Below are 21,500 nucleotides of genomic sequence, written 5' to 3'. Positions count from 1 at the left end.
GTTTTCTATGGATTCGCACCCGCGTGGGATGCACGACCTTGGTGGAGAACCGGCAGGCGAAATCGATCGCGCCGAACATCAAAACGATTTTTGGGAGCAGCGCGTCGATGCGCTAATGCGCGCTCTCGGAACGCTCGATCCGCCGCTGGTGCGTACGGACGAATTACGCCGCGCGATCGAAGGCATCGGTGCGGACGCCTATGATTCCATGTCGTACTACGAACGCTGGATTGCTGCGATCACCGAAGTGCTGCTCGAAAAGGGCGTGATCTCGGTCAATGAACTTTCCGGGAAGATCGCCGAGATCGAGAAACGAGAAGCCGAATGAGCGCACGCTTCGCGCCGGGCGATCGGGTTCGCGTCCGCGAGTGGTTTCCGCCGGGGCACATCCGCACGCCCTACTACGTCCGCGGGAAACGCGGCGAGATCGAGCGCATATGCGGAAGGTTTAACAATCCCGAGCGGCTTGCGTACGGACGTGCCGACGATCCAAAAGTGCTCTACCGCGTGCGCTTCGCGCAAACAGAAGTGTGGGGACGCGCCGAGCGCCCCAGCGACACGATCGACATCGAAATCTACGAACACTGGTTGGAGCCAGACAAATGAGCGACGATCACGACCACCCACATCACCCCGAGCATCATCTGCCGAGCTCGTATCACGAGAAGCTAACGGCAGCCGTCATCGAGCTACTCGCCGAGAAAAACGTGCTCCCGTCAGAAAAGGTCACGGCAGCGATCGACATCATGGATTCCCGCGGGCCGAATCTTGGGGCGAAGGTCGTCGCGCGTGCGTGGGTCGATCCGGAATTCAAGAAGCGCCTGTCGGCCGATGGGACTAAAGCTTGCGCAGAGCTCGGAATCGACGTCGGGTCGCTCAAGCTGGTCGTCGTCGAGAACACGCCGCAGGCGCACAACGTCATCGTCTGCACGCTCTGCTCGTGCTATCCGAAGATGTTGCTTGGCATTCCGCCGGCGTGGTACAAGAGCAAAGCCTATCGCTCACGCACCGCTCGTGAGCCGCGCAAAGTGCTGCACGAGTTCGGTCTTCACGTCAATGACGGCGTCGCGGTGCGCGTCCATGACAGCACCGCCGACATGCGGTATCTCGTGCTCCCGATGCGTCCGTCGGGAACTGAAGGCTGGAGCGAAGACAAACTCGCCGAGCTCGTAACGCGCGATTCGATGATCGGCGTGGCACAAGCGAACGAACCGATCGCCATTTGAGGGGAGCGCTCCTAGGCCTCGTCGCCCTCTGGTTCGCCTGGGGTCTGAACTGGTCGTTGTGGCGGCTCGTTCTTCCCTATACCGGGCCGCTCGAATTCATTGCTCTGCGCACGATTCTGGCAGGCGCGATGCTCGTCGTGCTAATGCTCGTGTTGCGGCGTTCGCTGAACCCTGCGCCCTTCGTGCCGCTCGCGTTGATCGGATTGCTTCAGGGCGTGGGGATGAACGGCTTCTCGGTCATCGCCGTCGCTGACAGCGGCGCGACGAAGGCCACGATCTTCGCTTACACGATGCCGTTCTGGACGGTGCTCTTCGCGCGTTTGATCTTGCACGAAGAGCTCAAGCTACGGCAGTGGATCTCCGTTGGGCTCGGTGCGATCGGCCTCGCTATCATCATTGCGGGTCACGGCTCGCGTGTCTCCGAGGTCGGCGCCGTGTTTGCGATGGCCGGCGGAATCTGTTGGGCGCTCGGAACCGTCGTCTGGAAATGGACGATCGAGCGCTACACCGTCGACCCCATGGTGATGATCACGTGGCAGAACCTCGTCGCGATCATCCCGCTCGGTCTCGCTGCGCTCTTCGCGCACGAGCGGCCGATGCAGTGGAACGCCTTGCTAACGTTCGTGTTCGTCTTCAACGTCATCGTAACGGCAGTCTGCTCGTGGCTCTTATGGTTTTGGGTGGTGAAACGGCTGCCCGCCGTCACGGCCGGGATGAGCGCGCTCGCAATTCCGGTCATCGCGATCGTCAGCGCGTATTTCCTGGTCGGCGAGCGCCCCGAGCCGCTGCAATGGGCTGGGATTTTCTGCATGCTGCTCGCGCTTCTCGTCGTGAACCTGCCGGGAGAACAACGCTCTAAGGTTGTCATCCCGAGCGTAGGAGCGCAGAGCGCTCCGTAGTCGAGGGACAGAGATAATGCCGGACATCGATCTCAACGCATATTTCACGCGCATCGGTTACGACGGATCGCGCGAGCCGACGCTTGCGACGCTCGGTGCAATTCAAATGGGGCACATGTCGCGCATCCCGTTTGAGAATCTCGACGTGCTGCTTGGCCGCGGCGTTCGACTCGATCTCGATTCGCTCCAAAAGAAGCTCGTGGCCGCAAAACGTGGCGGCTATTGCTTCGAGCACTCGACGCTGTTGGGCGCGGTCTTGGAGCAGCTTGGCTTTTCGGTCGAACGGCACGCTGCACGCGTCGTCCTGTTCTTGCAGCCGACCGAAGCACCGCGCACGCACATGTTTCTCGTCGTGACGCTTCCGGAGGGGAAATTCGTCGTCGATCCCGGCTTCGGAGGCAGCGGCGCACGATTTCCTGTGCCGCTCGAGGGCAGCGCTGAAAACGCGACGCACTGGATCGCACGCGAAGGCCGCAACATCATCTTACGATTCAAGCGCGACGGAACGGATGTAGACGGCTGGGTGTCGGACTACGAGGAGGTCAACAACCCCATCGACTTCGAGATGGGCAACCATATGACGTCGACCCATCCCACCTCGCCGTTCAGGCAACTCATCATGATGAGCATCGTGACGCCGACCGGTCGCGTTTCGGTCATGAATCGCGATATTACATTCCACGACGGGGACGATGTGATGCCGATGCAGCTTGCCGACCGGCGCGCATTCCGCAATCTACTGGTCGAGCACTACGGCTTCGATCTACCGGAGTTCGACACGTTACGTATTCCCGCAATCCCGGAGTGGGACTAAGACTCCTCGAGGAATTGCATGTAGCGCTTCATGCTACGATCGAGGATGTAGCGGAAGAGTCGATCGGTTGCGGCGCCGACGACGCTAAGCGCAAGCAGGCCGACGAAGAGCTGGTCGGTCTCCATCAGCATCTGCGAGTTCATGATCAGGAAGCCGATGCCGCGATGCGCACCGATGAGCTCGGCAGCGACAACGCCCATGAATGCGAAACCGAGCGCGACGCGCATCCCGGTCAGCACGTAGGGAACGGCTGACGGAAGGACGACACGCAAGAAGACTTGCATGTTCGTCGCGCCGAGCGACAATGCCGCACGAACGCGCGAGCGCGGCGTGCGCGAAACGCCGGCGGCGGTATTGAGCAGCACGACGATAACCGACGCGTAACCGATGACGAAATATTTCGAGGTCTCGCCGATACCAAACCACAGCATCGCGAGCGGAACGATCGCGACGGGCGAAACCGGCCGGATCATCTCGAGTATCGGATCGGCCAGATCACGAATGATTGCAACCCGTCCGATGATGCCGCCTAAAATGATTCCGAGCACGCACCCTGCTACGTAGCCGACGAGAATTCGCCATAGACTGATGCCGACGTTCGCTTCCAAATCGCCGGTGCGGAGCATCTGCCACGCGCTTACAAACGTCGTCGCGGGGCTGGGTACCAAACGCGGATTGAACCAATACATGTCCGCGAGCTGCCAAATGACGAGGAACGCCGTTAGCGAGATCACCGCCATCAAGGCTCTGCGCGTCCCGGGGCTCATGCGCTTGCCGCGACCTGGGCGCTCTCATCGATGAGGTTTTCCAGCTCTCTGACGTAGCGTGCAAAAGCCGGATCTGCAGGATCGCGCGGACGCGGTAAGTCGATCGGAAGATCGGCCTTTATTTTCGCCTTTGGCCCGTTGCTCATAACGGTGATACGTGTCGCGAGCAGCAGCGCTTCGGCGATATCGTGCGTTACATAAACGACGGTACGACCGGTTTCAGACCAAATGCGGACCAGCTCGCGCTGCATCGCGCGCTTCGTGATGGCGTCGAGCGCCGCAAGCGGCTCGTCCATCAGCATCATCTCAGGATCCATGATCAAGGCGCGCGCGATCTGCAAGCGCTGTCGCATCCCTCCGGAGAGCTCGTAAGGGAATTTGTGCGCGTGCTGTTCGAGGCCGACGAGTGCCAGCGTCGCGCGCAAGCGCGGTTCGAAATCCGCAATCGACGCGTGACGCAGCTTTGGACCGAAGGCTACGTTTTCCTGAACGTTGAGCCACGGGAACAAGGCTGCCGTCGAGTCCTGAAAGATTACCGAACGGTCGGCGCCGGGACCCGCAATCTTCGTCTCGCTTCCGTCCGCAGAAACGAAAGAGATCTTGCCCAAGCTCGGGGCTTCGAAGCCCGCCACGATGTTGAGCAAGGTCGTCTTGCCGCAACCGCTCGGCCCGAGCAAGCAATGAAAAGAGCCGCGCGTAACGTCGAGCGAGATACCCTCGACCGCCGCGTACTCGGCTCCCCGTGAATCACGATAGAGTTTGGAGACGTCCCGAAACGCTACCGTCGACCAGTTTGGCTGGCTCGAAACGCTGGTCAAGAAACGAGCGACGAATCCACTTGGCGTAAGGAACGAGGATCGAACATCGTGCTCCAGTCGATCTTCGTCTTGATAAAGCCCGCAAGCTGGTCCATATCGCTTCTGAACTTCGGCGTGAAATTCAAATCCCAGTTGATGAGACCGAGCTGCTTCTTCATGGTCGCAACGTCTTGCGTACGCAGCGCTTGCGCGACCGCTTGCCCCGCGTCATCGAGATTGCCAGGGATCCACTTGCCGGCCGCTCGCAGGCCTCTCACAAATGCGGCAAGCTCCGGTTGGTGCGTCGCCGCATAGGTTTTATTGACGGTGCAGGCTTCCCATTCTTGGAAATATGGTCCGGCATCGGTCAGGATGTGCACGCCTTTGATCGTGTCAACGGCCTTCCAACCGAACGGCTGCCACAGTACGAAGCCGTCGATATCGCCGCGATCCAGTCCGGTTACCATCTCCGCCGGCGTCAAGTTGATCGCCTGGATATCGTTCATCGTCATGCCGGCTTTTGTGACGTATTTTTGAATGAAATATTCGGACGTGGATCCGAGCAGAATCCCGATCTTCTTACCCTTCATGTCCTGCGCGTTCTTGATCGAATCGCGCGTGACGATGATGCTCAAATCATAGTGCGCTTGCGGACACAGACCAACTCCGTCGCCACCCGTCCACAATCGGAGCGAAGGGAGATCGCCGGCCACGGCAACGTCGCCGTTTCCGGTTCGGAATGCTTGCGTCGCGGCCGAGCCGCTCGTGAAGTAGGTGATCTCCGCCGGCAAGCCTTCTTTCTCGTAGAATCCCTTTTGTAATCCGACGATTACGTTACCGAACTGCGGCGTCGTACCGAGCACGATGTTCAGCTTGCGCAACTTCGCTTGCGCTCGAACGACGTTAATGGAACTAAAGGTCGCAGCCGCAGCTGCGCCAGCTGCAATTACCGCCCGACGAGAGATGTTTTGCTTGGATGTGTTATTCACGTGCGTGCCTCCTGAAGGTCGACTGCGGGCATCAGTCCACGCCCGCGAACGAATTCGGCCCGGTTTTTCGAGCAAATCTCAATCGCGGATTGGGCGAAGACCTGTCCCGCGGTTGCGACGTCTGAGATGGAAACGTACTCTCCGTCGAACGCCCGCGCATCGGTGCTCATATCCGCGCTGCCGTTCTTCGAAGTTGCCGCCCGCGAACGCCCGCCGGCGCCGTAGACCACAGTTGGAATTCCAAAACGATTGCTGTCGATTGCATCCGTACAGAACGGCGGCGCGAACGAAACGTGCGGGTCGCTTCCCGTCAGGCTCTGATGCGCGTCAGCAACGCTCCGAACAACCGGATGCGACGGCGATACGAGCGTGCCGGGTCGAGACATGTAGAATTCGATCTCGATGTCAAATTTCTCGCGCGCTGCGACGGCTGCGACAAGATCACGCAGCTCGAGCTGCACGTCGAGAGGAAAAACTGGTGGCGGAATGCGCACGTCGACGTAGAGACGACACAGATTCGGCGTGCGCGCGGCGCGCCAGGGAAGCCCTCCGCGAATAGCCGCAACGTTGACCGCCGGCTCGACGCCCATAAAGGCGTTGCGCTTTCTGTATTCCGGTGCCCACGACTCGATTGCATCGAGCATCGGCCGCATACGCTTGATCGCACTCGGCTGCGATGCCGACCAGGCCGTGTGCGCGAACGCCCCGTGCGTCGTAATCTTTGCCCACACCGTTCCGAACATGCCGACGTGTACGTTTAGGCCGGTCGGTTCCGGAAGCACGTGCACATCGGCGGCAACTCCGTGACTAACCAGGTGCCACATGCCGGTCCCGTATCCGTCGTACTCGCGGCCTTCGAACTCATCCACCGGCGCCATCTCGATTTCTCCAGCGGTTCCGGCCACGATAATGTCGCCCGGCAATTTTATGTCGCAAGAACGCATCGCTGCGATGGCTGCGATAAAGCTTGCGAAACCGTTCTTCATGTTGAACGCGCCGTTGCCGTAAAGCCAATCGCCGTCAAGAACAGCCTTATTTTTCCAACCGATTCCGCTCAAGTAGTCCTCGTCCCCGCGTACGGACGTGTCGAGGTGACCGCTGAACAACAGCGTGGGACCACCTCCCGTACCCGGCATGCGGCCGACGACGTTGTAGCGCTCGTCGTAGATGTTTTGCAACCGCGTTTCGAGCTTATATTCTCGGAAAATCTCCGCGAGCAGTTGCGCGATTGCCATCTCGTGGCCGGTCGGACTCGGCGTATCTACCAGGCGCGTCAGAACATCGCGTACGATGCCCTTGTCGACGGCCGAGACGACGCGTTCCACTGACGTGGTCATGTTAGTTCGGTCCCCTTCTTCAAAACGAACTGGGCACGTAGCAAGGCAATTACGTCGGCGCTGGCTTGTTTCAAATGCTCCTCCATCAAAGCTGCTGCGCTCGGATCGCCTGCAAGCATTGCGCGAGCAACGCGCAGATTCGCGCGCAGCGATCGCTGCACTCGATCGGAAGGGCCAAGATTGATGCGGCGAAATCGCCGGATCGGTCCGACGAGATTCTGATACATCTGAACGAGCGTGCGATTCCGAGCCAGCCGCATGATCAACAGGTGGAATGCGTCGAGCGCCTCAGCATACGCATCGGCGTCGATGGCGGCGGCCCGGAGCGACTCCATCGCTTCCATGAACTCCGCGCGTCCGACCGCGCTCACTCGTTCGATCAGCAACTTCACGGCGAGCACCTCGAGCGCAATGCGAACCTCGTAAATCTCCTCGACGTCTTCGGGCCGGATGGCGCGCACGGACGCGCCGACGTGCGGAGCGATTACGATCAGCCCCTCGTGCGCCAATTGGTTGAGCGCCCGGCGAACGGGGGTGCGGCTTACCTGTAGGCGGCGTGCGACCTGAAGCTCCGAAAGCCGCATCCCGCCGGGCAGGGCTCCAATGATAATTGCCTCGCGAATTGCAGGGGCGATCGTTTGTTCCAAGACCGCCATGTCGCCCAACCGTCCCGCGAGGGTCGTCAGGATGTCGAGGGGATCGTCGGCTTGCGACAAGGGGATCGCCGTGGTAGTTGCCCTCCGGGTTCGTTCAGTGGTATGCATTGTATACCGTGGCGACAGAAGAACGCAAGACTGTTATTCGTGCCGGCCGGCTCATCGACGGCAACGGCGGATTCCGCGAAGGCGGGGTCGTCGTCGTGCTCGACGGCGACCGCATTGAGAGCATCGGACAAATCGATTCGCAGCGTCTACCCGAGGATTACACCACGGTTGACGCGGGGGACGCGACACTGATGCCCGGTCTGATGGATTGTCATCTCCATCTGAATCAGTACAACACGCTGACGTTCAAGAATTATCGCGCGGCAGCATTCGAGATTACACCGCAACTGCAGATGCTCTACGCCCTTCTCCACGCACAGATTTGCATGGAGATGGGCTTTACGACCTTGCGCGACCTGGGCGGCTACAGTTACGCCGGCCACGTGACTGCAGAGATGTGCGCCCTGCGTGACGCGATCGAGTTCGGCATCATCGCCGGACCGCGACTTTTCTGCGCCGGGTGGGCGATCATCACGAACGCACATCTCGATTGCATCTTGCCGCGGAACGTTCCGCGCGTTGCGCTGGCGACGGCCGACGGCCCGTGGGAGCTGCGTAAGCTGACACGCTCGCAGCTGCGCATTGGCGCCGACCTCATTAAAACGTGCTGCTCGGGCGGCGGCGGAACCGATAAGGAAGAGCCCGACATCCGAAACATGACGCAAGAAGAGATCGACGCGATCGTCGATGAGTCACATGCTTTTGGAAAGCGTACTGCGGTCCACTGCTTTACACCCGAAGCGCAAAAGATGGCAATGCGCGCCGGCGCTGATACGCTCGAGCATTCCGTCTTCACTGACGACGAAGCGATCGCGATGATGAAAGAGCGTAAGATCATTTTAACGCCGACGCTTCAGCATCGGACCGATCATGCAATTGAGATTCGTCGTCAAATGGGTACACCCGAGTTCACGCTCAAGAAGATGAAGAAAATTCAGCCGTCCACGAAGGAGACGTTCCAGCGTCTGCATCGGGCCGGAATCAAGATGGCGCTCGGAACCGATACGCAGCTCGATCCGGAAATGGGCAGTCAGGCCGGCGAGATGGTCATCTACGTCGACTTCGGGATGACACCCGAAGAGGCGATCAAGACCGGAACGAAACACGCGGCGGAAGCGATCGGCGTCGAAGACAAATTGGGAACGCTCGAACCTGGAAAGATCGCCGATATCATCGCGGTGAACGGTAATCCGTATGCGGACATCAAGGTCCTCACCGAGAAAAAGAACATTTTACTAGTGATGAAAGAAGGCCGAGTCTACGTCGATCGGCGCCCGGGGCAAACGGAACGCCTGATCCACGATGCCTCGTGGGGGTGGAAGATTCCGATTTAGATGCGCTTCGCTGTCTTGCCGAACAGCGACCTCAAAGTGTCGGTCGTAGGGCTCGGATGCAATTCATTCGGAACGCGGGCGGATCGCAACGCATCACTTGCAATACTCGATCGAGCACTCGACGCGGGGATCACGCTTTTCGACACAGCCGACATGTATGGCGGCGGCAAGTCCGAGGAAATACTCGGGGAGTGGTTACCCAAGCACCGTGATCGCGTCGTCTTGACGACAAAGGGCGGTGGCGCGGGGAATAAACCCGCCGAGCGCGGCGGCTCGCGACAACATTTGCGCAGCGCGCTTGAAGCGAGTCTACGACGCTTGCAGACCGATTATATCGATCTGTATTACGTGCACTATTTCGATGGCGTGACGCCGGATGACGAGACATTCGGGACGCTTGAGGAATTCAAGCGCGACGGGAAGATTCGTGCGGTCGGCGTTTCGAACTATTCTGCCTGGCAAGTCGGACGCACGTTATGGGCGAGCGAGCGCAGCAGGTTCGTGCGCTGTTCCGTCGTGCAGGCCAGCTATTCACTTATCGATCGGACGGCAGAGCTTGAGATGTTGCCGCTGTGCCTTGCCGAACAGGTCGGTTTCTACGCTTTTTGGCCGCTCGGCGGCGGTATTCTCACCGCGAAATACCGCAATAACGCGCCACCACCGCCATCGTCACGTCTTTCGACGCAGCCAATCTTCGCGCAGAGTGTCACCTCGCCACGCCTAGCGTTTGCGGAACGCGTTGCAGCGATGGCGCAAGAAAACAATTGGAGTCCGGCGCAACTCGCACTCGCTTGGGTGCTCAAACGTCCCGGCGTTACCGGAGCCTTGTGCGGAGCGACCAGGACGGAGCAGCTCGGCGACAATCTTGGCGCACTCGAGGTTGATCTCACCGATGACCTGTTGCAGGAGCTCGAGGAGCTGTCATCCGATGCGCAGCACACGCCGTTCCGGTGAGTATGAACGCGATGGTGTTGCGTCAATTCGATGCGCCGCTGGTCGCCGAAGGACGCGAGATTCCTATTCCCGGTCAAGGCGAAGCGCTCGTGCGGGTCGCGGCCTGCGGCGTATGTGGAACGGATCTCAAAGGTTATAAAGGCGTCGTAGCTACGATTAAGCCGCCGCGCGTCCTCGGACACGAAGTCGCCGGTGAAGTCGTATCAGTGGGCGGCGGAGTATCGGGTGAGCTCGTCGGTCAACGCGCGTGCATCTATTTGTACCGAGGCTGCGGCGTCTGCGCGTACTGTCAAAGCGATCGGGAGAACATGTGCATCAACCCGGGGCCACGCATCGGCTTCGAGCGCGACGGTGGATTTGCGGACTATCTCGTGTGTGCCGCCGATAATCTCATCGCAATTCCGGACGGGATCGAAAGCGATGCTGCTGCTGTGCTGTGCGATGCGGCGGCGACTGCCGCACGCGCCATCGCGCGTGCCGATCTGAAGGCCGGGCAAAGGGTCGCCATTCTTGGCGTGGGCGGACTGGGTTCGTTCGCGGTACAGCTCGCGAAGCGCGCCGGAGCGAGGGTCATCGCTGCAGACGTCAAGTCCGAACGGCTCAATTCAGCGCGCGATCTCGGTGCCGAAGAAACCGTCGATCTCCGCTCGGCGAGCTTGCCGCGCGGACTCGATGCCGCAATCGATTTCGCCGGCGTCGCCCAAAGCGCGACGGCCGGATTCGAAGCCCTTGCACCCGACGGCATTCTCGTCGTGACCGGCTACGATCCAGGCGCGATTTTTCCAGTGCAGACTCAGACGCTCGCGCGTACGCAACGGCGCGTTGCCGGGTCTCGCGGTTCGACACGTAGCGATCTGCGAATGGTCATCGATCTCGTCGCGCGTGGCGAGCTACGCGCCGCGATCGGCGACCACTTCACACTCTCACAAGCCAACGAGGCGCTGGCGCGCGTCAGCGCGGGAGCCGGGGTAGGTCGAGCCGTAATCTGCTCAGCATGAGCGCAATTCAGAACGCACACATGTCGCGCATATCTTCGAGAATTTCGACGTGCTGGCGTCTCGAACTCAGGCGGCGTATTCCGGCGATACCCGAGTGAAATGAGAGAGAGGTCATTGCGTGAGTGATTTATCCGGACGTGTTGCCGTTGTGGTCGGCGCGAGCAGTGGGATTGGGCTTGCAACGGCTCGACAATTCTACGACGCGGGAGCGACGGTGCACGCAGTCGCACGCCGCAAAACAGAACTTCAGGAAAACGATCGATTTCACGCTCATACATTCGACCTCGCGGACTCCGCGGCGGTCGAACGCGGAATGGCGGCCATCCTGAAAACGGGTCCGATCGACGTGCTCGTGTATGCCGCGGGTCATAACATCCCGAACCGGCGACTTGCGGAGACCTCGCTCGAGGATTGGAATACCGTCATCCAAGTGAATCTCAACGCCGCATTTCAAACGTTGAAAGCCTTGCTTCCGTCACTCCGCGAGCGACACGGAACGGCAATATTCATCTCGAGCAACTCGGCGGCGTGGCCGAATCTCTCCGGGACCGCATACCAGGCTTCGAAGACCGGGCTCTTCGGCCTAACGCGCTCCGCGGCGTACGAAGAGCATCAAAACGGCGTTCGAATTTCGGTCATCTTGCCGGGCGTCGTCGACACTCCGTTTCTTGCGCGCCGCGCGAATCCGCCGGGCGCAGAAAAGCGCGTAAACATGCTTCAGGCCGACGATGTCGCATCGGCCTGTTTGTTTCTCGCGGCTCTACCCGAACGCGCCTATGTTCCCGAGATGGTGCTGTTGCCGACCTATCTCCAAGCACCCGGAAAAGGCGACGGAGCGCACAAGTAGTTTAGCCAATTCGCTCGGCGAGAAACGAAGCAATTTGCGCAACTGCAACGCGGTCTTGTCGCATCGAATCGCGGTGACGAATCGTCACCGTGTCGTCGGCAAGCGTCTGATAATCGATCATGATGCAGAACGGCGTGCCGATCTCGTCTTGCCGGCGATAGAGTTGGCCGACGTTGCCTTCATCATATTGACTGCGAAAATGCGGACGTAGCGCGCGTTCGATCGTCTGCGCGCGGTCGACCAGCTCAGGCTTGTTGCGCGCGAGCGGAAACACTCCAACTTGCACGGGCGCGATCTTCGGGTGGAACCGTAACACGGTGCGCGTGCTTTCCTTTCCGCTCTCGTCCGTGATCGTCTCTTTGTCGTACGCATCAACCAGCATGGTAAGCGTCGTACGATCCATTCCCGCCGAACTCTCGATGAGAATCGGGACGTACTTCTGCTTCGTCGCCTCGTCGAAGTAGGTCAGATCTTTGCCCGAGAGTTTAATGTGCGCGTCAAGATCGTACGTTCCCCGATGCGCGATCGATTCGAGCTCGCCCCAACCCCACGGGAACAGATACTCGACGTCGATTCCCGCGACGGCGTAATGCGGACGCTCCTGAGGCGTAAGCTCGTAGAAGCGCAGACGCTCCGCCTTGATGCCGTAGTCAGAATACCATTTCTTGCGCGCGTCGACCCATTCTTTGAACCATTCCATGTCGCGTCCATCATGCGGGACGAAAAACTCGAGCTCGGCTTGTTCGAACTCGCGCACCCGGAAGGTGAAGTTTCCCGGCGTGATCTCGTTGCGGAATGATTTGCCGATCTGAGCGATGCCGAACGGCGGCTTTTTGCGCGAGCTCTGATAGATGTTCTTGAAATTGACGAACATGCCCTGAGCTGTCTCCGGCCGCAAATATGCAACCGCAGCGCTATCTTCCATCGGGCCGACTTGCGTCTTCATCATAAGGTTGAAGTTGCGCGGTTCGGTCAGCGTTCCGCGCATACCGCAATCGGGGCATTGCTCCAGCGTCTTCAGATGATCTGCGCGAAAACGGTGCTTGCAGTTCTTGCAGTCGACGAGCTTGTCGTGAAACGCCGCGACATGGCCGGACGCTACCCACGTATCGGGATGCATGATGATCGACGAATCGAAGGCGACGACATCATCGCGCATCTCGACAATCTCATGCCACCACGCATCTTTGACATTTCGCTTCAGAACCGCGCCGAGCGGACCGTAGTCGAAAAAGCCGCCGATCCCGCCGTAAATCTCACTCGACTGAAAGATAAAACCACGGCGCTTTGCCAGCGCCGCTATTTCGTCCATTGATGCGGGGTTTGTCAGTTGCGTTTCGTCGACCATCAGGCCCGAGTTCGGCCGCGTGAGGGCGGGCGCCTACTGCGCGTCAGGTACTCCGACGCAAGTCGCTTTCCGGCGCAGGCAAACCATGCCTCGACCAGCGCTTCCTTCAGAGCCTTAACGGAAATCCGTTCGAGCTCGACGAGCACTGCCGGATAGCCATCGAAGTGCGGCGTCGTGAAAAATACTTTCGGATTGCTCGTCAGCAACACGTCTTTCATTTCGAGATCGACCGTTTTCAAGCCGAGCACCGGACCTTTGGGCGCACGCTTGCCGAGCGCCGCAATGTCGGACTTCCGGACCGAACACGCAGCTCGTCCGAGCGTTCTTTCTCGGCGACAGCTAGAGCCGTCCGCCGCGGTGCGGGCCACGGGCAGTGCCTCCGCTCGCAGACGCCCGCTCGCGGCGGCCATCATTCCTGAGGTGCGTTCTTCTCCGCTTTGAGTTGCCCGCAGGCGGCTGCGATATCGCGCCCCATCGGAACACGCACCGTCGCGATGGCGCCGTTATCTTCGAGCCTCCTCTGAAACGCACGCACCTTCGCGTCGCTGCTGCCGCTTAACTCGGCGCTGGTTGCGTTGTACGGGATCAAATTGACGTGGTAGAGGGGACCGCGCATTAACTGGGCTAGCTCTTTCGCGCATGCATCGGTATCGTTTTGCCCATCCAGCATGACGTACTCGAAGAAAATCTTGCGGTGCGTTGCCTTCATATAGCGAGCGCAGGCCGCCATCAGCTCGGCGATCGGGTAACGCCGATTAACCGGCATCAGCCGACCGCGCAGCTCGTCGTTCGGTGCGTGCAGCGAGATTGCGAGATTGACCTGAATCCCTTCGCTTGCAAACTTGTCGATTTGCGGAACGAGGCCGACCGTCGAGATCGTGATGTGCCGGTGTCCGAGGCCAAAACCTTTCGGATCGTGCAGCAGGCGCACCGCGTCCATGACGGCGTCGTAGTTGGCAAACGGCTCGCCCATCCCCATGAAAACGACGTTCGTTATCTTCTTGTCGCGACGCGCCAGCTCGCGCGCGAAATAACGCGCCTGGTCGAAGATCTCGGTCGCCTCGAGATTCCGCGTAAATCCGCCTTGACCGGTCGCGCAAAACCGGCACGCATATGCGCAGCCGGCTTGGCTCGAGATGCACACCGTGCTGCGCTCGCCGTGGTGTTCCATCAGGACGGCTTCGACTTCCGAGCCATCGACAAGACGAAACAGGCCCTTCGTCGTTTGCTTGTCGTTCGAGCGCTGGACGACCGTCGGCGCGACCGAATCAAAAGCAAAGCCGCGCTCGCTGAGTTTTGCGCGAAGCTCCTTGGGGAGCGTCGTTACCGCATCGAGATCGCGCGCCAGCTCTTTTGTCGCGGCACGATAGATTTGCTCGAGCCGGTATTTGCGCAAATCGAGCGCGGAAAGCAAAGCGGAGCCGCTGGCAAATCCGCCGCGGCGTGCTTTTTCGTCAAACCAGATTTCCTGTGCGGTACTCATCAGAATAACGCTTCTTGTATCACCTCAGGCTCGGTCTTTGGTTTCGGTTCGTCGAGTCGAGCCCGAATTTGTTTCAAATCCGACCATACCAAGCGCTTGACTTCGGTCATCTCTTTCCCGCCCGTCATGCGTAAGACGTACGCAGGGTGGAAGGTCGCGATCAGAGGGATGCCGTTCGGCCCATCGTACCAGATGCCACGCTGCTTGGTTATCGAGAAGCGCTCTCCTAAAAACGATTTCGCGGACGGCGCTCCGAGGCACAGGATCATTTCCGGCTTGATGATCTCGATCTGTTGGTCGAGATAGGGACGGCAGTTGCGCATCTCGTCCGGCGTCGGTGCGCGGTTGCGCAAGCGATTGCCGTCATCGAGCGTCGGGCGGCACTTAACCGTGTTGCAGATGAACACTTCCTCGCGCGCAAGTCCGATCGCGGCGAGCATGCGGTCAAGCAATTCGCCGGCGCGCCCAACGAACGGCCGGCCGAGCTTATCTTCCGTTTCGCCCGGGCCCTCGCCGATTAACATCAAGCGTGCGCATGGATCGCCTTCACCGTATGCGATATTGGTGCGCGTGTACCCGATCTCGCACTTGCGGCACGACGCAACGACTGACGCCGCGCGCGAAAGCGCCTTCTCGCGTTTTGCGCGCTCTTCGAGGCTCATGCGACGGCGGATCCCATCTTGCCCGGCTCCGGATCGAGAATGACCGCTTCACCGAATGCCACGACGCGCGTCGAGCCGTCCGATTGCTCCGCGACCTGAAACTGCAGTCCCAAGATGCCGTTCGCACCCAGCGTGTTCGCACGCGCAATCAGCGCGTTCAGTGATTCGGCGCGCGCACGCTCCGCATCCGTGAGATACTCGATCGGCGCGAGACCGATAAATGCGCCGATGCTGCGAAAGGTCGCGCGCAACAGATTCTTCGGACGACTCGCCTGTCCGTACGCGTAACCAAGCGACTTGAGGACTTTGAAGCCGTCAATTCGCTCAAAGGTCACGACGTTCTCGGGGGCGATCATCGCAAGACTCGTTTCGCCACCAGCGCCACGGCACCGGCCGCCCCGATGTAAAGAGCGTAGCGACCGACGAGCGCCGCGACGAGCGTCCCGTACCAGACGGGACCGTGGTGCTTGAGCCAATATGCGCGGCGCGAACGCTGCTTACGTGCATCGACGCTGTACGCGCCACGTGCGCTCGCCCGGCCTTCGTGCACAGCCTCGCTTTGCGGAACGTACCACGTCTCCCAACCGGCCAGGGCAGCGCGTTTCGCAAAATCAACTTCCTCGTGATAAAGAAAGAAACGCTCGTCGAAGAGTCCGATTGCATCCAAAAGTGTACGCCGAATCGCCAGCGCCGCGCCAATCGCGATATCGACGCGCCGCTCTTGCGCGAAATCCCAGTCGCGCAGCGATGCACCGTTGGCGTACCGGCGGAACATCGGCCACTCGCCCCAAGCGCTCGAGCGCAGAAATGCCCCGGCCCAAGTATCGAATTCACCGACCGCGTCGCGCTGAATCGTGCCGTCGAGATTATAGATCCGCGAGCCCGCGATGCCGCAGCGCGGATGCACGTCCATGAACGCAACGATCTCGCGCAGCGCACCGGTTTTTAGCTCGGCATCCGGGTTCAGTAAATATGCATACGGCGACGACGTCCGCTCGAACGCGCGATTGCAGGCCGCAGCGAAGCCAAGGTTCCCGCCGTTCTCGATGATCTGGACGCGGTCGCCGTAGCGTTCCCGAATGAACTCGCGCGAGCCGTCGGTCGAGCCGTTGTCAGAGACGACGACATGCGCGAACGAAAGATCGCTCTTTACTTCATCGAGCTCGAAGACCGAGTCCAGCGCCTTTGTGATGTTGTCGCGATCGTTCCAGCAGACGACGATAACGTCGATTCTGCTCATGCGCGCGCGAGACGGGGACGCTGCTGCAAATAGGGCCAGATGAAAACATCGATCTCGCCGTCGAGAACGGCTTGCGTGTTGCCGGTCTCGACGTTTGTGCGATGATCCTTTACCAGCGAATACGGCTGCAGAACGTACGACCGGATTTGCGAGCCCCATTCATTCGCGCGGCGCTCACCACGCATCCCATCGAGTAACGCTTGCCGTTCCTCATAGTCGCGCTGCACCAGCTTGGCGCGCAGGATGTTCATGGCGACGTCGCGGTTCTGCATTTGCGAGCGCTCTTGCTGTGACGCGACGATAAGGCCGGTAGGAATGTGGATGATGCGAATTGCCGATTCGGTCTTGTTGACGTACTGGCCGCCGGCGCCACCGGATTTGAAGGTCTCGATGCGCAGGTCGTCCGGCTTGATCTCGATTCCTGCGTCTTCTCCGCTCGCGATCTCCGGGATGACGTCCACGGAGGCAAACGACGTATGACGGCGGTGTTGCTGGTCGAAGGGAGAGATGCGCACGAGCCGATGCACGCCGCGCTCGCTCTCGAGCATTCCGTACGCGTTCCTTCCGCGCACGAAGAACGTAATCGACTTAAGCCCGGCTTCTTCCGCCGCGGATGCGTCGGTAACGTTCACCGAAAACTCTTTGCGCTCGGCCCACCGCATGTACATCCGCGCCAGCATCTCGGCCCAATCCGCCGCGTCCACACCACCGGCGCCCGAATTGATCGAGACGATCGCGTTGTGCGCGTCGAACTCGCGGTCGAAATTCGCCGCCATTTCGAGTTCGTCGAGCCTAACCTCGGCTTGCGCGATTCCGCTCTCCGCCTCGTCGGATGCACCTTTTTCGTCGCCGAGGATCTCGAGCGTCTCTTCTGCCTCATCCAGCAGCGTCTCGACACGCGTGAACGTATCGGTCTCTTCGCGCAACTCGGCCAGCTCTTTCATGACACCCTGCGCCGTCTGCGAGTCAGTCCAGAAGTCTTCCGCGCGCGAGCGGTTCTCGAGCTCGCTTAGCTTCCGCCGTTTTCCGGCGTCGTCAAAGACGCTCCCGGAGCGTCTCCAAACGCTCGCGAAGGCGTCCAATCGCTGCCAGTTGCGCGTCACTCATGGTTGTACGGGTTTCGAGCTAGCTGCGCCGGCGGGCCTGCGTATTGGCAGGCTGGGCAAATTATAGGAGCCGTTCAGCCCTAGAGCGACGGAGCAGACGACGCCTAAGCTCTTAATCAGTCCTTTCTTTCGGAGCCTACCCTATGCAGAAGGTCGCAACCCGGCTCCCTCTTGTCGTCTTGCTTTTGGCGCTCGCGGCTTGCTCTTCCGGAGGCCACACCACACTGGCGGTACCGGACGCGGGCAATGCCGCGCCGGTCGGTGGTAACGGCAGTGGATCGACTGCGAGCACCGCGAACCTCACCCCGCTCACGCAAAAGGAATATAGCTTTCCATTTACGTTTGCCCAACTCGGCGCGGCGCCGGATGGGAAGATATGGGGAACCGCCGGCGGTGGGACTGCGGCGTTGCTGAATCCAGCGGTCGGTGTCTCACAATACAATGCGATCGCTCCAACGCAGCCGTCGAACTCCTGGGTGTACTCCTTTACGGTCGGGAAAGACGGGTCGCTCTGGTACACGCTGGCAGCAGACTGCAATAGCTATTCAGGATTTCTGAACAGTCTTTCCGAGAGCGGCGGCTTGCCGGTAACTTATTTGGCGGCAGGCACTCACTGCTACTACCTCCACTTCGTCGCGATTGGTTCGGACGGCAACGTCTGGGTCACCGGCAACGACGAATCTAACAACGGCAATGGCGTGATTCTCAAATTCGTCCCCGGAATTATCGGCGCTCCCGCGGCTGTCTATCCGGTCCCGTTCACGCCGGGTCCGATCACTGCGGGCCCCGATGGCGCCCTGTGGTTCATCGACTTCTATTTGGGAGTCGTTACATCGGGACACCTCGATCGTATCGACACCGGCGGCAACGTCACGCAAATCGCGGACGTTTCGAACGAGGGGTTCTTCAACATCGTTTCCGGCGGCGGCTACCTTTGGGTCGACGGGAAGATACCGAGCGGCTACGCGATCGCGCGTTTCTCGACGAGCGGTGCGGAAACCGACTATCCCGTGAAAGGGGCGCTCCTTGGAACGGGGTGGGGAATCGCCGCCACCGATAGTTACGTGTATTTCCCACAAGCGAACACGGGCAATGCCAATGGAGCGATCGGACAACTCAATATGAAGACGGGCGTTATCGCTAACTATACGCCGGCGGGCTGCTCCAGCTTCAACCCTTTCGGTATAACGATCGATCCGTCGGGGAACGTTTGGGCCTCAGATGCTTCGATTCCAGTCGTTTGGGAGATGACGTTCCCGCACTAGGCGGCGGCGCCGTGGCACCTCTTAAATTTTTTGCCTGAGCCGCACGGGCAGAGCTCGTTGCGTCCAACCTTGTCGTTCGCGCGCTGCGTCGGTTTGGCCGGTTCTTCACCGTCGCGATTCGTGTGAAGCTGTGCTTTCGCGGGCTTGCCCGGAACCGGCCCCAACATCTGTTCGAGCGCCCGATCGTCGAGCGGCGCTGCGGGCAGCGCGGCTTGCGGAAGCAACTGTCCCGACGGAACGGCTTCGAATGCCGGCCCCGGCGCAACGAGCTGCGGCTCGGGCGCCGGCGCTTCTTGGCGCTCGATCTGAATGTGGAAGACGGTCTTGATCGCTTCGTCGGCGATGTTGTTCTTGAGATCTTCGAATATCTCGTAGGCTTCTTTTTCGTATTCGACGCGCGGATCTTTTTGACCGTAACCGCGCAAACCGATACCGCTCTTGAGCGTGTCCATCACGTAGAGATGATCGACCCACATGCGGTCGATAATCGGCAGCATGATGTAGCGCGACTCAACGAAGCGCATGATGTCGGGTGTTACTTCGGCTTCTTTAGCTTCGTACAGCTCCTCGCCGATCGCGATAAGGCGCCTCTTCATCTCATCCCGATCGAGCTTCTCGATGTCTTCGAGCGATATGTGGCCCTTGACCGGGAAAATCGGCTCGATCTCATCCAGAATCGCGCCCAGCTGCCATTCGCTCGGGTGCCGTTCCGCCGACGCGTGCTCGTCGATCCCGGAAGCGATCTTGTCGTGCAGCGTCTGCAGCATGAACGGGCGCATCGACTCGCCTTGCAAGATCTTACGGCGCTCGCCGTAGATGATCTCGCGCTGTTTGTTCATGACGTCGTCGTATTCGAGAACCGATTTGCGGATCTCGTAATTGTGGTTCTCAACTTTGCTCTGCGCACGCTCGATAGAACGCGAAATCATCTTCGCTTCAATCGGCGTCTCATCGCTAAAGCCAACCATCTTCATCACGCTCTGAATGCGCTCGGCACCGAACAGCCGCATGATCTCGTCTTCGAGCGCGACGTAGAAGCGCGTCGAGCCGGGGTCGCCTTGACGGCCCGCGCGTCCGCGCAGTTGGTTGTCGATCCGGCGCGACTCGTGCCGCTCGGTCCCGATGATGTGCAGACCGCCGATGTCTGCGATGCCTTCACCCAGCTTGATGTCGACGCCGCGACCGGCCATATTGGTCGCAATCGTGACCGCGCCGCGAATACCCGCATCTTTGATGATCTGCGCTTCCTGCTCGTGGTACTTCGCGTTGAGAACGTTGCACTCGGTGCCTTTGCGGCGAAGCATCGCGGCCAAGCGCTCTGATTTTTCGATCGAACGCGTCCCGACGAGAACTGGACGCCCCTTGGTGTGCTCCGCGACGATTTCTTCGACGACCGCCGCGAACTTTGCGTCCTCGCTCTTGTAGATGATGTCGCCGAGATCGTCGCGTTGCACGTCACGATTGGTTGGAATCGCAACGACCGAGAGACCGTAGATCTCACCGAACTCGCGCTCCTCGGTCTTGGCCGTACCGGTCATGCCGGCGAGCTTGTCGTAAAGTCTGAAGTAGTTCTGGAACGTGATCGTCGCCAGTGTCTGGTCTTCGCTGCGAACTTTCAAGCCTTCTTTGGCTTCGATCGCTTGGTGGATACCGTCCGAGTAACGGCGGCCCGTCATCAGACGCCCCGTGAACTCGTCGACGATGATTACCTCACCGTCCTTGACGATGTACTGCTGCTCTTTGTGGAAGAGATTCCACGCCTTGAGCGCGGCATTCAGCTGGTGCGCGAGCTCGATGTTGCGCTGATCGTAGAGATTCCCGATCCCCAGCATCTTCTCGACTTTGGCGACGCCGGCTTCTGTGATTGGAGCGGCGTGCGCCTTCTCATCAACCGTGAAGTCTTCTTCTTTCTTCAGACGCGGGACGATCTGCGCAAATTTCGCATATAACTCGGTCGCGTCGTGTCCTTGACCGCTGATGATGAGCGGCGTGCGGGCTTCATCGATGAGAATTGAGTCGACTTCGTCGACGATCGCAAAGCTAAGCTCGCGCTGCACCATGTCTTCAAGCTGCCACGCCATATTGTCGCGCAGATAGTCGAAGCCGACTTCATTGTTCGTGACGTAGGTGACGTCGGAATTGTAGGCTGCGCGCCGCTCGGGAGGTTGCAGATCGTGTTGGATCACGCCGACGGTCAAGCCCAAGAATTCATAGATCGGCGCCATCCACGCTGCGTCGCGTTTCGCCAAATAGTCGTTGACGGTGACGAGATGGACGCCTTTCCCGGCGAGCGCGTTCAAGTACACCGGGAGCGTCGCGACGAGCGTCTTACCCTCGCCGGTTTTCATCTCCGCGACCTTACCTTCGTGCAAGACTTGGCCGCCCATCAGCTGCACGTCGAAGTGCCGCATGCCGAGTGTGCGTTTTGCGGCTTCGCGCACGACTGCAAAGGCTTCGGGCAGGAGATCATCGAGCGTCGCACCGCCGGCAAAGCGTTCCCGAAATTCGGGCGTCTTGGCCGCGAGCGACTCGTCGGAAAGTGCCGAAATCGCCGGCTCGAATGCGTTTACGCGGTCCGCGGTGCGTCGCAAACGCGAAATCTCACGCTCGTTGGCGTCAAAAATCGTCTTCAGAAAGGCCATAATCTCTACGTCTTAACGTTCTCGGTGT

At 59.9% G+C, this 21,500-nt stretch carries 23 protein-coding genes; 10 read left to right on the top strand and 13 right to left on the bottom strand.

Annotated features, from left to right (window positions below; translation table 11 throughout):
* The first annotated feature begins 7 nt into the window (after positions 1-7).
* Genes VGG22_01150 through VGG22_01130 form a run of 5 tightly spaced genes read left to right on the top strand, consistent with a single transcriptional unit; the run spans position 8 to position 2,939 of the window.
* On the top strand, positions 8-328 hold the full coding sequence (locus VGG22_01150; GenBank protein HEY1726968.1) for a hypothetical protein: 321 nt from the start codon (positions 8-10) through the stop codon (positions 326-328).
* On the top strand, positions 325-606 hold the full coding sequence (locus VGG22_01145; protein ID HEY1726967.1) for an SH3-like domain-containing protein: 282 nt from the start codon (positions 325-327) through the stop codon (positions 604-606). The genes VGG22_01150 and VGG22_01145 overlap by 4 nt, the downstream gene beginning before the upstream one ends.
* On the top strand, positions 603-1,226 hold the full coding sequence (nthA, locus tag VGG22_01140; protein ID HEY1726966.1) for a nitrile hydratase subunit alpha: 624 nt from the start codon (positions 603-605) through the stop codon (positions 1,224-1,226). Before VGG22_01145 ends, nthA begins: the two co-directional genes overlap by 4 nt.
* Positions 1,223-2,125: a DMT family transporter gene (locus tag VGG22_01135; GenBank protein ID HEY1726965.1), complete on the top strand. Its 903-nt coding sequence runs from the start codon at positions 1,223-1,225 to the stop codon at positions 2,123-2,125. Before nthA ends, VGG22_01135 begins: the two co-directional genes overlap by 4 nt.
* A 16-nt stretch (positions 2,126-2,141) precedes the next feature.
* Positions 2,142-2,939, top strand: a complete 798-nt coding sequence (locus VGG22_01130) for an arylamine N-acetyltransferase (GenBank protein HEY1726964.1) — start codon at positions 2,142-2,144, stop codon at positions 2,937-2,939.
* Here the strand turns inward: VGG22_01130 and VGG22_01125 are convergent.
* The 5 genes from VGG22_01125 to VGG22_01105 form a co-directional block, all read right to left on the bottom strand.
* Entirely contained in the window at positions 2,936-3,706 is a 771-nt protein-coding gene (locus VGG22_01125; GenBank protein ID HEY1726963.1) for an ABC transporter permease, read from the bottom strand. The genes VGG22_01130 and VGG22_01125 overlap by 4 nt on opposite strands.
* Positions 3,703-4,524, bottom strand: coding sequence for an ABC transporter ATP-binding protein (locus VGG22_01120; protein ID HEY1726962.1), 822 nt, complete (start codon positions 4,522-4,524; stop codon positions 3,703-3,705). Before VGG22_01120 ends, VGG22_01125 begins: the two co-directional genes overlap by 4 nt.
* A complete protein-coding gene (locus VGG22_01115) occupies positions 4,521-5,384 on the bottom strand; it encodes an ABC transporter substrate-binding protein (protein ID HEY1726961.1) in 864 nt (287 codons plus the stop codon). Before VGG22_01115 ends, VGG22_01120 begins: the two co-directional genes overlap by 4 nt.
* 104 nt (positions 5,385-5,488) lie before the next feature.
* Positions 5,489-6,829: a M20/M25/M40 family metallo-hydrolase gene (locus VGG22_01110; protein HEY1726960.1), complete on the bottom strand. Its 1,341-nt coding sequence runs from the start codon at positions 6,827-6,829 to the stop codon at positions 5,489-5,491.
* Positions 6,826-7,545, bottom strand: coding sequence for a GntR family transcriptional regulator (locus VGG22_01105; GenBank protein HEY1726959.1), 720 nt, complete (start codon positions 7,543-7,545; stop codon positions 6,826-6,828). Before VGG22_01105 ends, VGG22_01110 begins: the two co-directional genes overlap by 4 nt.
* Positions 7,546-7,601: 56 nt before the next feature.
* Between VGG22_01105 and VGG22_01100 the strand changes: the two genes are divergently transcribed.
* From VGG22_01100 to VGG22_01085, 4 genes are all read left to right on the top strand, one after another.
* Positions 7,602-8,927 carry an amidohydrolase family protein gene (locus tag VGG22_01100; protein ID HEY1726958.1) on the top strand — a complete coding sequence of 442 codons (1,326 nt, stop codon included), beginning with the start codon at positions 7,602-7,604 and terminating at the stop codon, positions 8,925-8,927.
* Positions 8,928-9,881, top strand: coding sequence for an aldo/keto reductase (locus tag VGG22_01095; GenBank protein ID HEY1726957.1), 954 nt, complete (start codon positions 8,928-8,930; stop codon positions 9,879-9,881).
* Positions 9,882-9,883: 2 nt separating this feature from the next.
* Entirely contained in the window at positions 9,884-10,879 is a 996-nt protein-coding gene (locus tag VGG22_01090) for an alcohol dehydrogenase catalytic domain-containing protein (protein ID HEY1726956.1), read from the top strand.
* Between the two features lie 118 nt (positions 10,880-10,997).
* On the top strand, positions 10,998-11,726 hold the full coding sequence (locus VGG22_01085; protein HEY1726955.1) for an SDR family oxidoreductase: 729 nt from the start codon (positions 10,998-11,000) through the stop codon (positions 11,724-11,726).
* A 1-nt stretch (position 11,727) separates the two neighbouring features.
* Here the strand turns inward: VGG22_01085 and VGG22_01080 are convergent, their stop codons facing one another.
* Genes VGG22_01080 through prfB form a run of 7 tightly spaced genes read right to left on the bottom strand, consistent with a single transcriptional unit; the run spans position 11,728 to position 17,562 of the window.
* A complete protein-coding gene (locus VGG22_01080) occupies positions 11,728-13,038 on the bottom strand; it encodes a glycine--tRNA ligase (GenBank protein ID HEY1726954.1) in 1,311 nt (436 codons plus the stop codon).
* 35 nt (positions 13,039-13,073) lie between these two features.
* Complete coding sequence (locus VGG22_01075; GenBank protein HEY1726953.1) at positions 13,074-13,442, bottom strand: hypothetical protein; 369 nt, start codon at positions 13,440-13,442, stop codon at positions 13,074-13,076.
* A 41-nt stretch (positions 13,443-13,483) separates the two neighbouring features.
* The gene (gene rlmN, locus VGG22_01070) at positions 13,484-14,557 is read right to left on the bottom strand and encodes a 23S rRNA (adenine(2503)-C(2))-methyltransferase RlmN (GenBank protein HEY1726952.1); all 1,074 of its coding nucleotides are present in this window, start codon (positions 14,555-14,557) and stop codon (positions 13,484-13,486) included.
* On the bottom strand, positions 14,557-15,219 hold the full coding sequence (locus VGG22_01065) for a uracil-DNA glycosylase (GenBank protein HEY1726951.1): 663 nt from the start codon (positions 15,217-15,219) through the stop codon (positions 14,557-14,559). The genes rlmN and VGG22_01065 overlap by 1 nt, the downstream gene beginning before the upstream one ends.
* Positions 15,216-15,575 carry a heavy metal-binding domain-containing protein gene (locus VGG22_01060; protein ID HEY1726950.1) on the bottom strand — a complete coding sequence of 120 codons (360 nt, stop codon included), beginning with the start codon at positions 15,573-15,575 and terminating at the stop codon, positions 15,216-15,218. The genes VGG22_01065 and VGG22_01060 overlap by 4 nt, the downstream gene beginning before the upstream one ends.
* Positions 15,572-16,459, bottom strand: coding sequence for a glycosyltransferase family 2 protein (locus tag VGG22_01055; protein HEY1726949.1), 888 nt, complete (start codon positions 16,457-16,459; stop codon positions 15,572-15,574). Before VGG22_01055 ends, VGG22_01060 begins: the two co-directional genes overlap by 4 nt.
* The gene (gene prfB, locus VGG22_01050; GenBank protein HEY1726948.1) at positions 16,456-17,562 is read right to left on the bottom strand and encodes a peptide chain release factor 2; all 1,107 of its coding nucleotides are present in this window, start codon (positions 17,560-17,562) and stop codon (positions 16,456-16,458) included. Before prfB ends, VGG22_01055 begins: the two co-directional genes overlap by 4 nt.
* A 146-nt stretch (positions 17,563-17,708) precedes the next feature.
* Between prfB and VGG22_01045 the strand changes: the two genes are divergently transcribed.
* Entirely contained in the window at positions 17,709-18,830 is a 1,122-nt protein-coding gene (locus VGG22_01045; protein ID HEY1726947.1) for a hypothetical protein, read from the top strand.
* Here VGG22_01045 and secA read toward each other — a convergent pair.
* Positions 18,827-21,472, bottom strand: coding sequence for a preprotein translocase subunit SecA (secA, locus tag VGG22_01040; GenBank protein HEY1726946.1), 2,646 nt, complete (start codon positions 21,470-21,472; stop codon positions 18,827-18,829). The two genes, VGG22_01045 and secA, sit on opposite strands and share 4 nt — an antisense overlap.
* Positions 21,473-21,500: the final 28 nt, after the last annotated feature.

Source organism: Candidatus Baltobacteraceae bacterium (assembly GCA_036489885.1).
In the GTDB taxonomy this organism is placed as follows: domain Bacteria; phylum Vulcanimicrobiota; class Vulcanimicrobiia; order Vulcanimicrobiales; family Vulcanimicrobiaceae; genus JAFAMS01.
Note: the sequence above shows the minus strand (reverse complement) of the source record. Positions and strands in the feature narration are given on the sequence as shown.